General features: G+C 71.9%; 10 protein-coding genes. 6 read left to right on the forward strand and 4 right to left on the reverse strand.

What is annotated here, in order from left to right; all coding sequences use genetic code 11:
• Nucleotides 1-29: 29 nt before the first annotated feature.
• Genes ACGFSB_RS07500 through ACGFSB_RS07525 form a run of 6 tightly spaced genes read left to right on the forward strand, consistent with a single transcriptional unit; the run spans nucleotide 30 to nucleotide 8,731 of the window.
• Entirely contained in the window at nucleotides 30-485 is a 456-nt protein-coding gene (locus ACGFSB_RS07500; RefSeq protein WP_393395485.1) for a nucleotide exchange factor GrpE, read from the forward strand.
• Nucleotides 482-2,623 (forward strand): Hsp70 family protein, encoded by a 2,142-nt coding sequence (locus ACGFSB_RS07505; protein ID WP_393395488.1) that lies wholly within the window; start codon nucleotides 482-484, stop codon nucleotides 2,621-2,623. The genes ACGFSB_RS07500 and ACGFSB_RS07505 overlap by 4 nt, the downstream gene beginning before the upstream one ends.
• Entirely contained in the window at nucleotides 2,620-4,494 is a 1,875-nt protein-coding gene (locus ACGFSB_RS07510) for an Hsp70 family protein (protein WP_393395491.1), read from the forward strand. Before ACGFSB_RS07505 ends, ACGFSB_RS07510 begins: the two co-directional genes overlap by 4 nt.
• Nucleotides 4,491-6,140 (forward strand): hypothetical protein, encoded by a 1,650-nt coding sequence (locus ACGFSB_RS07515; RefSeq protein WP_393395492.1) that lies wholly within the window; start codon nucleotides 4,491-4,493, stop codon nucleotides 6,138-6,140. The genes ACGFSB_RS07510 and ACGFSB_RS07515 overlap by 4 nt, the downstream gene beginning before the upstream one ends.
• Nucleotides 6,141-6,169: 29 nt before the next feature.
• Nucleotides 6,170-6,616: a hypothetical protein gene (locus ACGFSB_RS07520; protein ID WP_393395495.1), complete on the forward strand. Its 447-nt coding sequence runs from the start codon at nucleotides 6,170-6,172 to the stop codon at nucleotides 6,614-6,616.
• Nucleotides 6,617-6,619: 3 nt separating this feature from the next.
• A complete protein-coding gene (locus tag ACGFSB_RS07525) occupies nucleotides 6,620-8,731 on the forward strand; it encodes a hypothetical protein (RefSeq protein WP_393395498.1) in 2,112 nt (703 codons plus the stop codon).
• Nucleotides 8,732-8,754: 23 nt separating this feature from the next.
• On the opposite strand, the gene ACGFSB_RS07530 is transcribed toward ACGFSB_RS07525, so the two are convergent.
• The 4 genes from ACGFSB_RS07530 to ACGFSB_RS07545 all read right to left on the reverse strand — a co-directional run bounded on the left by ACGFSB_RS07530 (nucleotide 8,755) and on the right by ACGFSB_RS07545 (nucleotide 14,104).
• On the reverse strand, nucleotides 8,755-10,104 hold the full coding sequence (locus tag ACGFSB_RS07530; RefSeq protein WP_393395500.1) for a protein kinase: 1,350 nt from the start codon (nucleotides 10,102-10,104) through the stop codon (nucleotides 8,755-8,757).
• Nucleotides 10,098-11,015 carry a protein phosphatase 2C domain-containing protein gene (locus ACGFSB_RS07535; RefSeq protein ID WP_393395502.1) on the reverse strand — a complete coding sequence of 306 codons (918 nt, stop codon included), beginning with the start codon at nucleotides 11,013-11,015 and terminating at the stop codon, nucleotides 10,098-10,100. The genes ACGFSB_RS07530 and ACGFSB_RS07535 overlap by 7 nt, the downstream gene beginning before the upstream one ends.
• Nucleotides 11,012-11,671 carry a tellurium resistance protein gene (locus ACGFSB_RS07540; protein ID WP_393395832.1) on the reverse strand — a complete coding sequence of 220 codons (660 nt, stop codon included), beginning with the start codon at nucleotides 11,669-11,671 and terminating at the stop codon, nucleotides 11,012-11,014. The genes ACGFSB_RS07535 and ACGFSB_RS07540 overlap by 4 nt, the downstream gene beginning before the upstream one ends.
• A gap of 153 nt (nucleotides 11,672-11,824) precedes the next feature.
• A complete protein-coding gene (locus ACGFSB_RS07545; protein ID WP_393395505.1) occupies nucleotides 11,825-14,104 on the reverse strand; it encodes a GTPase-associated protein 1-related protein in 2,280 nt (759 codons plus the stop codon).
• Between the last annotated feature and the right edge of the window lie 36 nt (nucleotides 14,105-14,140).

The raw sequence follows: 14,140 nt of genomic DNA on the forward strand, positions 1-14,140 counted from the left end.
ACCCCGCGACACCGAGGAGCCCGCCTTCGATGAGTACGCAGGACCCGTCACCCGAGACGACGGCCACCACCGCGCGCCTCGCCTACGAGAACTCCCTGGCCCTCGCCGCACAGGACGCCGCCCACCGCGCGCTGTCCGAACAGCTGCTCCTCGTGCTCGCCGACACCCTGGACTCCTTCGACCGGCTGCTCGCCGAAGAAGCGACGGCCGACCCGGCGTCGTACCGCAGAAGTCTTGAGCTGATCGCACGCCAGCTGGAAACGGCCATGACCGGGCAGGGAGTCGAGCCCGTCGGCCGGGTCGGCGAGCGCGCCGAGCCCGCTACCCACCATGTGGCCGAGGTCCGGACCGCACCCGGAGCCGCCGACGACGAGGTCCTGGAGATCCTTCAGCGCGGATATCGATACCGGGGGCAGGTCCTGCGCGCCGCCCGGGTAATTGTCGCCGTGCCCGGCGACACCGAGCAGGGAACGGAGCGTTCATGAAGGCCATCGGCATCGATCTCGGCACCACCAACAGCGCGGTCGCCGCCCACGATCCGCACCGCGCGGACATCGCGGTGCTCACCAACAGCAAGGGCGAGCGGCTCACCCCGTCCGTGGTGGGCCTGGCCCGCCAGGACCGCCCGCACCAGCCGCTGGTCGGCGAGGACGCGCTGAACTGGGCGATCAGACAGCCCAAGGACACCATCGTGTCCGTGAAGCGCCTGATGGGACGCGACTTCGCGGACACCTCGGTGGCCGAGGCGCGCGGCAGGCTGAGTTACGAGATCGTCGCGGGGCCCGACGACGACCCGCGCGCCCACGTGGTGCTCGGCGAGAAGACGCTGACGCCGGCCGATGTCTCCCGGGTGATCCTGGAGAAGCTCGTCCGGGACGCGACGCGGACCCTCGGCGAGCAGGTCACCCACGCCGTGATCACCGTGCCCGCCTACTTCCGTGACGCGCAGCGTGCGGCCACCCGTGAGGCGGCCGAGCGGGCGGGTCTGGTCGTGAAGAAGATCGTCGACGAGCCCACGGCGGCCGCGGTCGCCTTCGGTCTGCACAAGCCGGGCGGTGAGCGCAGCCGGGTCCTGGTCTATGACCTGGGGGGCGGCACGTTCGACATCTCGGTCCTGAACGCGGTCAAGGACCAGGACGGCAACAGCCAGTTCCAGGTGCTGCGTTCGGCGGGTGACATCTGGCTCGGCGGGGACGACTTCGACCTCGCCATCGTCGAGCGGATCATCCAGTGGATGCGGGACGAGCACCAGGTCGATCCGGCAGGCGACAAGGCGTTCCTCTTCGCGGCGAAGAAGGCGGCCGAGCGCGCCAAGCGGGAGCTGAACGACCTGGAAGAGACGTACATCGTGATCCCGGCGGCCTACAAGAGCCCGAAGGGCGTCCTTGACGTCGAAATGACGCTCACTCAGGGCGAGTTCAACTCGATGATCGCGCCCCTCGTGTCCCGGACGATGGACCTGGTGACGGAGACGCTCGGCCGCTACCAGCTCACGCCCGATGGCATCTCCGACGTCCTCCTGGTGGGCGGGGGCACGCTCACGCGTCCCGTCTACGAGGCGGTCGAGGCGTACTTCGGCAAGAACAAGGTCCGCAGGAACATCAACCCCATGGAGTGTGTCGCGTTCGGCGCGGGGGTGCTCGCCGAGACCCTGGACGGCGTGGAGTGCCCGGACCCGCAGTGCCTGAAGGTGAACGAGTACGCCGCGCAGACCTGCGAGGACTGCGACGAGAGCCTGATCAACGCCCGCCCTGTGGGCTCGACGGGCCTCTACGAGTCGACGCCCATGGCGATGGGGATCGCCGCGGTCAAGGGCTCGCAGCGCGATGTGTTCGTCGAGATCATCCCGGCGGGTTCGCCCTATCCGCTGCCCGAGCCGCGGCAGCGGACCTTCCACGCGACCGACAGCCGCCGCATCCGCGTCCCGGTCTTCGAGGGCGACAGCCGGGTGGCGAGCGAGAACCACGAACAGGGGGTCGTCGAGTTCGATCTGCCGCAGGAGATCGAGATCAACCGGCACGTGGACGTGTCGTTCAACTACTCCGCCGACCGCATCATCACCGTACGCATCAGTGTGCGCGGCACGGACATGACCCTGGAGGCGACCCCGAACCGGGAGCGCCCGCGCACCCCGCCGCCGGAGACCGGCGTGGAGGTCGACAGCCATGTGCTGCGCGAGGAACTGGGGTACGCCGAGCGGGAGGCCGACCATTTCCTGAGGCGGTACGGCACCTACATCGAGCCGGTGCAGGCGATGAAGGTGCGCAGGGACATCGAGCAGGCCCAGCGGGCGGCGGCGATGGGCGACAGCGGCGAGTACAAGCGGCTCACCGAGCTGCTGCTCTCCGACGTGTTCAATCAGTGCGGTCTCGCCAGCCAGTTCCGGCAGGCCGAGCTGGCGTCGGAAGGCGCGCCGCCGGACACCGTCCGGCAGATCAACGAAGCGGTCGACTACGTCAAGCAGGCCCACCGGCAGGGCAATCGCGTGCAGACCGCGCAGCAGGCCCGCAACCTCCGCAGCCTGGTGGCCGTGGCCCAGTCGGAGCGCCGGGTGCAGTCGCTGCCCGACCGGCCCGACTACGGCGGCATCCTCCAGGTCGGGGAAGACACGGTCGACGGATGAGTTCTGCACGGCAGGAGGCCCGGGACCCGAGCCGGGATCCGGCCGCCCGGGTGTGCCTCGGGCTCGACTTCGGGAGTACGGGCCTGCGGGCACTGTTCGCGCTGCCAGGACAGCCGGCGCGGCGGCTCGAAGCGGCGGCGGCCGACTGGCCGTGGCTCCTGTGCGAGCCCGCCCCCGTCGGTGTGCTGCCCGTCTCCTTCCCCGGCCTCAAGAGCCGGGTCGGCAGCGGGCGCCCCGTCCATACCCTTGGGGCATCGGTCTCTCCGGAGGGCCTCGTCGCCCGGATGCTGCGGCTGCTGCGGGAACGAGTGGAGAGGGAGACCTCCGGGACGGTCGCGCAGACCGTGATCAGCGTGCCCGCGTCCTACCAGTCGGCGCAGCGCTCGGCGCTGCGGGACGCGGCACTGGAGGCGGGGCTCGCTCCCGCGCGGCTCATCAGCGACGCGATGGCCGCGGTCGTCGGATACGCGTCGGAGCGGGACAGCGGCACCTTTCTTGTGTACGGGATGGGGTACGAGGGGTTCGAACTCGGCCTGGTCCGTTGCGTACGGGGGCACTACCGCGCGCTCGGCCACGAGGGTGCGGCCACCTCGGGCGGGCGCGCCTTCGACGGGGAGGTCCTGTCGTCGGCGGTACGGCTGCTGCGCGAGCACCGCGGCCCCGGTTCGGTGACGGGCCTGGACACGGGGGTGTGGCTGGACCTTCGGCAGCGGGCGCAGGCGGCGCGGGAGTCGCTGAGCGTGCCGGGGAGTGCGGGGGCGGCCGAGCTCTCCCTGGACCTGGGCATCGGCCCGCCGCTCGATGTGCGGATCACCCGGCCTCATCTGGACGCCTTCCTCGACCTGCATGTGCGTCGCACGGTCGACCGTGGCCGGTCGCTGCTCGACCAGTCGGGGTTGCTGCCGTCGGACGTCGACACGCTGCTCCTGACCGGTGGCAACACCCTGATGGAACAGGTCCGTTCGGGTGCATCCGCGCTCGGTCGGCACCAGGTGCAGGCGCCGCCCGAGCTGCTCGCCCTGGGGGCGCTGAAGCACGCGGTGCGGCTCGCGGGCGGGGCGGCGGGGGCCGCGGCGCTCGAGGAGGGCCCACTACAGCCCGCCGACCCGGCCGACGACACACTCGCGGACGCGCCCGCCCTGACGGCGACGCTGGTGCGGTGCGCGGAGCCGGTGCCGGGCGGCGCTCCACGGGGCGGGAGCGGGGATGTGGAGCAGGCGCGGCTGCTCGCGGGGCAGGGGCGCACGGAGGAGGCGGTGGCGCTGCTGCGGGAGATCGTCGCGGAGGCGGAGGCGCTGCTCGATGCGCTGACCACGGAGGAGCGACCGGAACCGCCGACGGAAGCTGCACCGCAGGCACGGCAGGCACGGGAGGCACCGCAGGCACCGCCGGTTGCCGCCGAGCCGGACACGCCACCGCCCGCCGATCGGGTGGCGATGCGTCAACTCGCTCATATAGAGCATCTGTTGGAGCTCGAGCAGTACGACGAAGCCGTCCATGCCGCGCATATCGCCTGGCTGGACGCTGCCACCAGGCCCGCCGGAGCCGACGTGCTCGACGCGATGATCGACGTGCACTGCACGGCGGCGATGGCCGACACATCGCCCGGCCACTTCCCCGCCGCCGAGCAGTGGCTGAGGTGCGCGTACAGCCATGACCCGACCAGCGAACGGGTGCGCGGGCTCCTCGCCGAGCGCACCTACCGGCACGCGGTCGAGGTGCAGCGTCTCGGGAGGCGCGATGAGGCGATTGAGGCTCTGGGGAAGTGCCTCACGTGGGAACCTGAACACGCCGATGCCGAGGCTCTGTTGCGGCGGTTGAACCGCGACGGAAGGAACCGGCTAGGCCCGAGAACAGGGGGAAACGCTTGACGCCCGCAGAACTGCTGGACGAGCAGCAACTCATCGACGAGTTGCAGCGTCTGGCGGACCATCCATCGCTCGCGCCCCGTTCGGCCGAACTCTCCGTACTGGCCAAGGACTTGAAGTCGGCGAACCGGCTCGACCAATGGGCCGAGGTGGGCCTCGCGGACGCCTATGTCCGCCCGGAGAGCGTGATCACGCCGCCCGTCGGGCAGGCGGTGCGGCACGACGGCCGCCTCGAGGCCGCGCTCGGCATCCTCGTCTTCATCCCGCTCCTGGTCACCTGGTTCGGGCTGCGGGAAGCGGTGCGGGCGTACGGGGAACTGAGCGAGGAGGACCCCAGAGAATCGACGCGGCCCTTCCTCCAGCTGTGGCAGTCCGGCTTCGGCGGCCATCTGTCGGCGCTCGGCCGCTTCGAGAACGTGGCGCTGATGGCGGTGCTCCTCATCGCCCTCCTCGTCCTGCTCTCGGTGTGGCACGCGCGGGTGCGGGCGCGGACGGAGCGGGAGGAGACGGAGCGGCAGAGTGAACGGGAGCAGCTCCTCGCCGAGCTCGCGTCCGTCCTCACGCGTACGCAGATGGTGCTCGCCCCGCACCGGAGCGCGTCTCCCCAGCAGTTCGCCGCCGAGCTGACCAAGGCCGCCACACAGATGCGGGACCTGGCGTCGAAGTCGGCGAGCAGCCACCGGGCGCTGACCGGCACGACGACGACGGTGAGCAAGTCCATCGACGCGCTGAAGGCCGCCGCGGACGCGCTCACCCTCGAAGTGCCGAAGCTGGGCGTCGCGGCGTCCCGTATCGAGCAGACCCTGCGCGACGGCCGGACGGCGGCGGACAAGGCGAGCGTCGCCGGTGCGGACGCGGCGCGCGGCATCGCGGACCGCGTCAAGGCGGCGGGCGACACGGTCGAGGCCTCCCTGAGATCTCTGATCGCCGCCCAGCAGTCACTCGTCACCAAGTCGGAGTCGGTGGCGTCGGCCACCGACCGGGCATCGCAGGCGCTGGTCGCGAGCACGGGGCGTACGGGCGACGCGGTGGACGGTATGCGCGAGGCGACGGAGCGGTGGGACGCGGCTGCGGCGCACTGGCAGGACGCGGCGGCGCGGCTCGACGCACGGATCGGGGCGTTGGTGGGGGCGTCGCCCCTGCCGGAGACGATGACGATGCCCGCTTCGGCGGAGCCCGGTGCCGGGGTCGGGTTCGGGGTGAGCGGGCACGGGGTGCCGTGGATCAGCGGCACGAACGGCGATCCGGCCGCTGGGTACGGATACGGGCACGACGCCACGGGGGCTTCCGGGGCCTCCGCGGGGCCCGGCGGCGGCCCCGAGACCAACGGCCACGCCGGACAGAGCACCGCGCAGAACTCCGCGCAGAACTCCGCATGGAGCGGCACGGACAGCGTGGGCGACACGCGCACCATCCCCGCGGGGCACCGCGCCCCCGACCCGGCGCGAACACCAGGGGCCGACCCGGCGGGAACACCGGGAGCCGACCCGGCGGGAACACCGGGAGACGGACACGCCGACGACGACAGCCTCAAGAGCGAGGCGACGCGCGTCCTGCCCTCGCCCAGGCGTCAGCCCCCCTCCCCCGCAGGCCCCGTGGACCCGCCACCGCAGCCGCAGGACCGGCCGTCCGCCGGGGGTGACGCGTGAGCCGACCGCGGCGTCGAGGAAGGCCCGGCGTGGTCGTCCTCGCGGGGTGGCTCTTCGCCGACCTGCTCCTCGTACTCGCCCTGGTGTCGATGGCCGACAGGCCCGATCCCCTGGCCAACCACCCCAAGGCGTCGAAGCACGGCTCCAAGCCCTCCGCGTCACCCACCCCTACGGGCCCCCGCTCGGTGGAACTGCAACCGGAGGAGTTCCGGGTCAAGGGCTCGGACAAGGGGGATCTCGCCGCGCAGATCCACAAGAACACCGGGAAATGGGCCGGTCGCGAGGCGGCGCTCGTGCTGACCTTCGGAGGATCGGGCAACGGCGAAGCTTACGCGCACCGCGTCAACTCGCTGCTGAACAAGGGCCGTCCCGGCATGTTCACCAAGAAGACCGCGACGGACGACTTCCACAACCTGGTCGCCCCCGCGTCGACCGCGAAGGTCAGGGTGTACTTCTACACGACGCCGGGCGGCTGAGCCATGACGAGCTGGCACCCCGGCGAGCGCACGCCGGACGACGCAACCGGGCTCCCGTCGCCGACGCTGCCCGCATCCCCCGCGATGCGCGGCTACCTCCAACTGCACGAAGCCATAAAGAAACTGGGCTTCCGTCACGCGGCCGACGCCCTTCGCGCGCCCGCGCCCGCGCCATCGGCGCAAGGGTCGACGGAAGCGCTGTTCGGGACCCTGCCGAAGGCCGAGACCGACGACGGCTTCCGCATCCTCGACGGCCTGTGGTTCCCGGCCCGCGGAGGTCTGTGGCAGCGCGTCGGCCTGGCGTACGTCCAGCAGTCGCGCACCCGCTGGCTCGCCTCGCCCGACCCGCGCGCCCCGGAGGCGGCGGCCGTGGTGGACACCCTCGAAACGGTCATCCGCGACGACCCGATGGGCCTGCGCCGCGTCGTGCTGTGGGAGCTGTGCTGCCGCCTGCGGGACGATGCCGCGCCGCAGGGAGCAGCCACAGCTGACGCAGCGGCCGCGCTCGGCGTCCACCGCAGTGAGGCGGGGCTGCTCGCCTCCGCCTTCGCCGCCGCCCGCTTCCCGGCGGCGGGAGCCGCCCGGCACGCGGCCGAGACCTTGAACGACATCTGGCCCGGCACTCGGCTGCGCGAGGCGGAGAAGCTGGCCGCCCTCATCCCCGCCGCTCCTGCCGCTCCTGCCTCTTCCGCCGATCACGTACTGGGTGGCCTGCTCAGCTCCCTGCGGATGCGGTCCGCTGCCGTAGCCCAACTCAGCGACAGCGCACGGGACTTCGAGACCAGGGGCGATCTCCGCGCCGCCGCCGACGCCTGGCTCGGCGCCTTGCGCCAGGCGCGGGACGACGAGGTCGCGCACGCGGGTCTCCTGCGTGTCGCGGCGCTCATCGCCGACGCGCCCTTCACCCCGGACGAGTCGGAGGTGTCGGCCGTCATCGACGACCGGGCCGTACGACTGGCCTGGCGCGCCCCGCACAGCGACAGCGGTGCCGTCTCGTACCGCGTGCTCCGCTTCCCTGACGGCGCGCCCGAACTCGCCGTCGAGGTATCGCCGTACGACACCGCGCTCACGGCGGCCGACCCCGACGCGCCCGTGGGACGGCCACTCCGCTACGCCGTGTTCCCGGTGCGCAGGGACCGCATCGCCGGAGTTCCGCGCGTCACCGCGCCGGTGCTTATCACCCCGGATGTGACGGAGCTCCGCGCAGACGCCGTGCCGGACGGGGTGCGGGTGGAGTGGCGGCTCGACCCCGCCGCCACCGAGGTCCGCGCCGTACGCACGCGCGACGGTGACAACGACCCGGCGGAGAACGTGCGTTGCGAGCTCGGCCGGCTCGTCGACTCGCCGCTGCCCGTCGGCCTGTACGTCTATGAGGTCAGCTGCGGCTACCCCGGCCCCGCCGGTCACCTCGTCTGGTCCCCGGGCCTCAGCATCACCGCCCGCGCGGAGCACTGGCCCTCGCCCGTGGAGGCGCTCAGCGTCCGGCGTCTGGACGGCGGCGGCCAGGTGCGGGTCGCCTGGCGGCCTCCCGTGCGTGGCCACGGCCATCTCGTACCCTGGTCCGCGCATCCTGTCGCAGCGGGTACAGACGTGTCGGGGCAGGTCGGTCAACTAGCTTTGGTCGAAGGGGACTTGACCACCTCCGTCGACGTACTGCCGGCACCCCGCGAGCGGCTCCGGATGACGGCTGTCAGCGTGCTCGGGGAGCGGGCTGTGTCGGGGCCGAGCATCGTCATCGAGCATCCGGGAGACGTACGGGACCTGGCGGTACGGCGGGTCGCCGCCGACCGTGCCGAGCTGCGGTTCTCCTGGCCGGAGCCTGCCGTGCTCACGCTCATCGCGTGGGAGGACGGGGTGCGCCGTGAGCAGCTGCGGGTGGCACGGAGCCGGTACGGGGCGGGGCAGGTGGTGGCTCTCCCCGTCTCTGCCGGGGAGAGCCGGTTCACTGTGACCGCGTTGCCCCGGCCGGATGCCGTGGCCGTCGGCTCGGCGTCCGCGCGAGCCGTGCTGCCTGCGGCACCGCCTCCGCCTCCGGCGGTTCCGCCTGCCTCTGCGGTGTGGTGGAGGGTGTGGTGGCGGCGGTGGCGCCACCGCCCCCGGAGACCGCGGCCATAGACGGTCTCCCACAGACCGCTCCCTCAGTCCCTCACCTCCGCCTCCGCCCCTCCCCCGAACTCCAGCAAAAGACCCGCCCGCAGCGCGATCGTCCGGCCCGGTTCCACGTCGCGCACCGTGCCGTCGTCCTTCCTCGCGGTCCACACGTCCTTCGTGTGGTTCGTGAGCCCGAACCTGCCCCGGTTCTGGGGGTGTTCGGTCACCTCTCCCACTACGGCCCGGAAGTCGTGCCGGTCCGGGTACTCGACCAGGTGGTGGGCGTAGACCCGGGCGTGGGGCGCGAGCCTGATGCCGCGCCGGGTGCGCAACGTTCCCGTACCCGTGACCAGTTCCAGCCGCGGCGGCAACAGCAGCGTACGGCCGCATTTCCAGCAGTCGGGGGCAGCGCCCTCCGGCTGCGTGAGGTTCTGCTTGCCGCATGAACCGCACTGCGTGATGGCGTCGAGAACCTGGCTCAGAGCGACGCACCACTGCGACTCGCGGACCCGTTTGACCGGCGTCCGTACCCCCTCCGTGAAGGTACGGACGAACAGGTCCCGCAGGATCTGCGGCAGCGCGCCCCAGGTGGCGACGACGGTCGGCTGCTCGCCGGGCACGGGGCGGTTGCGGGCGTCGGCCGGGTCGTAGATGAAGACCGGGTCGGTGCCGTAGAGACGCCGCTTGGCCGCCTCGTCCATGCAGCGGATCTCCAGGGCTTGCGCGCCGTTGAACGGGTGGTCGTTCATGAGGAGCAGGAAGAGCAGCACCGCGAGCGAGTGCAGGTCGGTCTGCGTGCCCGGCTGCGCCCCCTTGTCGCGGCGGACCAGCTCGGGCGCCATGAAGTCCATCGTCCCGGCGACCGCTGCGGACTCGCCCTCCACCACCGCGTTGTCGTTGTCGCAGACGAGGACGTCCCCGGTGTGCGGGTCGAAGAAGATGTTGCCCCAGTTGATGTCGCGGTAGGCGATCCCTCTGGAGTGCAGCGAGCGGTACGCCTCGACGGTGTGCAGCGCCACGGTGACCAGCGTGCGCATCGTCGCCGCGGACACCGAGGGATCGCGGCGGAACAGCGCGGGCAGGTCCTGGAAGCGCGCGGGGCGTACGTCCATCAGATAGCCGAAGCCCGCCTCCTTGCCCTCCGGGTCAAGGACGATGGCGGTCGGCCAGAGAAAACGGTCGTCGCTCCAGCCGCGCGCGATGAGCCCTTCGAGGATCTGCCGCTGGCGGGCGTCGGCCAGCTGCGGGTAGTACCACTTCAGCGCACGGTCGCCCTGCGGCGTCGTCACGCGGTAGACCTCGCCCTGGCCGCCGGAGCCGAAGATTTCGGCGACCTTGACCTTCTCCCCCGACTCGGCCACCAGGGTCTTTCCGGCGGCGAGCATCCCGTTCACCATGCGGTTCCTTTCTCGGCTTCCTGTTCGGCTGAGCTTTCGTTCTCGGTGCGTGCCGTGGTCGCGAAGGCGCCCACGAACGTCGTGTCGTCACCGGAGTACTTGGCGGCGCGCTCCAGCCAGTCCGCCAGCTGCGCCTGCACCGCCGGCACGCCCTGCCCTGCCGCGCGCTCGGTGACGCCGGTGGCGAAGTCCAGGAATCCCTGGTGGTCGGCGAAGCTCTTGGAGAGGCCGTCGGTGGAGAGGAGCACGACCGGCGGCGCACCCGTGGTGAAGGGCTGCCAGTGCGACCGCATCTTGCGCCAGGGCTCCGGCTCGCACAGCGAGTCCGTCTCGTCGCCCATCTCGGGCCCTGTAGAGAGGGGGATGTGCGGGGTGTGCGGGGTGGCGTCAGCTTCGACCAGGACGAGGTCCCCATCGCCCAACTGCCAGCAGAACACCATCTGTTCGGTGAGTACGGCACCGATGAGGGTACTGCCGTACACGGCGAGGTCGGTGGCTTCGTCGGCCCTGCCCGGCAGATGGCGTCCACCGCTCGCCGGGGAATTGCAGTCATACAGCAGCACCCGCTCGCGCCAGCGGTGCGCCACCTGCTGCGGCAGCCGACGCGCCTCGGCCCGCAGGCCGGTCCAGCCCGTCGCGTCGGCGCCCACGCGCACCACCTCACGCGCGAAGCCCTCCGCGCATGCGGTGAACTCCTCGACGGCCCACCGGGAGCCGAGGTCGCTGCGGAAGTGCGCGGCGGAACCATGGCCGTCGGCCACCGTGAGCACCACGGCGCGCCCCTGGGCCACGGAGAGTGCGCCGCAGCTGTCCTGGCTGTACTTCTTGCCGACGCCCTTGACCGTCGCGCTGAGCAGCGCCCATCTGCCCTCCGGCGCTTGGGACCCTGCCGGTGCCGAAGGCCCGCTCACCAGATGTCGTCTTCGTCGTCCTTGGTCAGCGGCGCCGGGCCGAGCGGCGACGGAGGCTTGGCGTCCTCGACCTTCGGCGTCGACGCGTCCTTCACCACGGCCGTCGACATCCAGCGGATGGCCGCGGCGAGCTGGCGGGGGTTCTTGGCCTGTAGGGGCTCGAGTTCGGGGTTGCCGAGGAACTCCTTGAGCATGCTCTTGTCCGCGTCGTCCCCGATGGCCACCGCGACCCGCACGGCGCGCTTGCCCCACGGCGTCGCGTCGATCTCGCGCAGGCCCGCGCGCCAGTCGTCGGTGGGCTGCCCGTCGGAGGCGAGTGCGAGCACCGGGGGCAGCGCGCGCTGTGGCATCGGCGGGGTCTGGAGCGCGCCCGCCGCGAGCTTGAACGCCGCGCCCATGTCCGTACCGCCGTACGTGTGCACGTCCTCCCATGCGAAATGGTCCACCGGAGTCGGCTCGTTCACATGCCAACTCGCGCCGCTGGCGAAGGAGATGGCACGCACGAGCAGCGAGGCGGCGGGGTTGGACTCGGCGGCCTGCTGCATCTCGGGGATGGCTTCGCGGATGGCGAAGTTCAGCTCGCCGATCTTGCCGTTCACGCCCATGGAGCCCGAGCAGTCGAGCATCCAGATGAAATGCACCGGGCGGTTCGCCATGCTGCCGCCAGGGAAGTTGTCGGCGGCCCCACCGGCCTCGACAGTCACGCTTTCGCTGGTCTTCCTCACGCTGGTCCTCTCGCGCATCGTGGATCAGTAGTTCAAGGGGTCAATCAGTAGTTCACGGGGTCGATGGGCCAATGGGCCGATGGATCAATAGGTTTGGCGACTGCGCCACGCATTCCACTCCTGGACCCGCTGCGCACCGCGCCCGTGCGGCTGCCGGGTGATCTCCGTGGCGATCTGGCCCAGCGTCCAGTCGTCCAGATACGGCACCACGGGAGCCAGGACGCGGGTGAGCAGCTCGTCGGCGACCCGCTGCCACTCCACGGTGACTCCGCGCCGGGCAGTGCGCGGGCGCCAGACGTGGTAGAGGGCGGCGACCTCGGCGGGCTGGCGGGGCAGCGCCCGGATCATCCGCTCCCGTGCGCCTTCGTCGACGAGGAGCTCGCGATAGGACCGCAGGACATCGCCGTCCGTGCCCATCAGGAACTCCAGGGCGGGGCGATGGCACAGCTCGACGGGTGCGGCGCGGGCGAATCCCCGGCCGATCATGACGCCGGTCCCTGCCCGCAGGACGGCACCGAGCGGCGACGCCTGCTGGGACTGGATACGGATGCGTTCGACGGCGAGGCGCAGCGGCATCCGTCCCTCGGCGAACTCATCGACTGTCACGATGAGTTCGGCGGTGGCGCGTTCGGCCGGGCGCAGTTGCTGCTCCTCCCGCAGGTCCCTGGCGAAGGCGACAAGGTGGTGGTCGACCCGCTCCGGAGTCCTGAGCAGGCCGACGAGGCGGATGCCGTACCCCGCTTCGACGATCAGGCGTGGCGGGCAGACACGGATGAGCTCCGCCACGTCGGCGAGGTCGGGCTGCGCGCCGCCCCACACGATCCGCCACAGCTGCTTCAGCGCTGCGGGGTCGTCCTCCACCCGTCCGCCCGGCAGCAGTTCGGTCAGCGCGGCGAAGAGCCGGGTGCCCCGCAGGCAGTGCGGCTGCCCGCCCCAGCGAGCGGCGGCTTCGACGAACCGCAGGACCTGGGGTGCGTCGCCCGCCTCCTCGACGCGCCGCCGCAGCCACTCCCCCTGCGGCGCCCCCGCGAGGCCGCGGAGCTTGTCCAGCTTCGATGCGGTGAGCCCCCTGGCGAGGAGTTTCATGACCCGCCGGTCGAGGCCGGGGTGGCGGATCGCCTCCAGGACCTCGACGGCCTCCGCGCACTCGCGCCGCGCGGGGTTGAGCAGGGCGCCCGCGAGCCGCTCCATGGCTTCGTCGAGGCCAGGCCCCGCGTCCGCTCCCACGGCGAGCGCGAGCCGCAGCGGCTCGGTCCAGGTGCCGACGGGGTCGCGCAGCCTGCGCCGCAGTGTTTCGTCCGCGCGCCCGCCGAACTCCCCGCGCAGCCGCTGCCAGGCGTCGGCGCTCAGCGGAAGCTGCTCGCAGGCGGCGAGGTCGGGCAGCGTGCCCTGGCCGTCGGCCACGGCCATGTAGTGCCGGGCCAGGGCGATGGCGAGTGGCTCGACGACGGCGCGGTCCTCGGCGCCGAGCTCCTGGCAGAGCCGGTAGAGATCGTCCACGACGGGGCTGCCCGCACCCTGCTCCGCCACGGTCGCGGCATGGGCGAGGACGCTCTGACGGCGGGCGTCGCCGGACATCGCGGCCAGCTGCCGTACGTCGAGGGACGCACGGGTCAGCGCGAACGGGTCGTCGTCGCTCCCCGGCTCGGGCGGTGTCCCGTCGATCCACTGCTGGGCGGTCACCTCCGCCCAGGTGTCGGGCATCGGCGTGCTGCCCTGGCCGCCCACCCCGTCGTGCACCCGGTAGAAGTGGTCGAGCGTCGGGCCGTCGAACCGGTCGAAGTCCGCGTCGGGGCCGATGCCGAGGATCTGCTGCGGCGCGCGCCCCGGCTCCGCCGTCCATGTGCTGTACGTCAGCGACATGGCGTACGCGTCGGGCAGCGAGGCACAGGCGAGGGCGACCCAGTGGGCCACGGTCAGCGGATCGTGCTCGGCGATGACGATCTGCCGCCCCGCCCGCTCCCCGAACAGGCGCCGCACATCGGCGAGGAAGGGTTCGACGCGGGCGGCGTGCTCGCGGGCGAAGGAGGTCAGCTGTTCCGGGTCGAACTCACGTAAGGGCTCCGGAAGTTCGTCCGAGGTATCCGAGTACGCGACGTCGACACGACCTTCTGCGAGCGTGCTGCACAGGAGGCTGCCGCCGCCCGGGAGCCTGCTGCGGCTGAGGCCATGGCGGTGCCCGACGGCGAGCACGAACTCGGCCAACTCCGCGTCCCGCAGGTTCGGTTCCTTCTCCTGCCGGTTCTCCTGCCCGTTCTCCTGTTCCTTCTCCTTCTCCTGGGGTCCCGCCTGCGCGGGGATGAGACGGACGGCTCCGGTGACCGGCTCCTCGTCGAGCCGATAGCTGAGGTGGCGGATGGCCATGCCACATTCTGACCACGCGCGTGCCTCGATCGCAGG

Origin of the sequence: Streptomyces sp. NPDC048441, from assembly GCF_043200235.1 — a bacterium.
In the GTDB taxonomy this organism is placed as follows: Bacteria; Actinomycetota; Actinomycetes; order Streptomycetales; family Streptomycetaceae; genus Streptomyces.

What these genes read in the sequence shown, in the direction of transcription:
- ACGFSB_RS07530 (WP_393395500.1), bottom strand. Translation starts at nt 10,104, where the DNA reads ATGGTGAACGGGATGCTCGCCGCCGGAAAGACCCTGGTGGCCGAGTCG.
- ACGFSB_RS07525 (WP_393395498.1), top strand. Translation starts at nt 6,620, where the DNA reads ATGACGAGCTGGCACCCCGGCGAGCGCACGCCGGACGACGCAACCGGG.
- ACGFSB_RS07540 (WP_393395832.1), bottom strand. Translation starts at nt 11,671, where the DNA reads ATGGCGAACCGCCCGGTGCATTTCATCTGGATGCTCGACTGCTCGGGC.
- ACGFSB_RS07505 (WP_393395488.1), top strand. Translation starts at nt 482, where the DNA reads ATGAAGGCCATCGGCATCGATCTCGGCACCACCAACAGCGCGGTCGCC.
- ACGFSB_RS07510 (WP_393395491.1), top strand. Translation starts at nt 2,620, where the DNA reads ATGAGTTCTGCACGGCAGGAGGCCCGGGACCCGAGCCGGGATCCGGCC.
- ACGFSB_RS07545 (WP_393395505.1), bottom strand. Translation starts at nt 14,104, where the DNA reads ATGGCCATCCGCCACCTCAGCTATCGGCTCGACGAGGAGCCGGTCACC.
- ACGFSB_RS07500 (WP_393395485.1), top strand. Translation starts at nt 30, where the DNA reads ATGAGTACGCAGGACCCGTCACCCGAGACGACGGCCACCACCGCGCGC.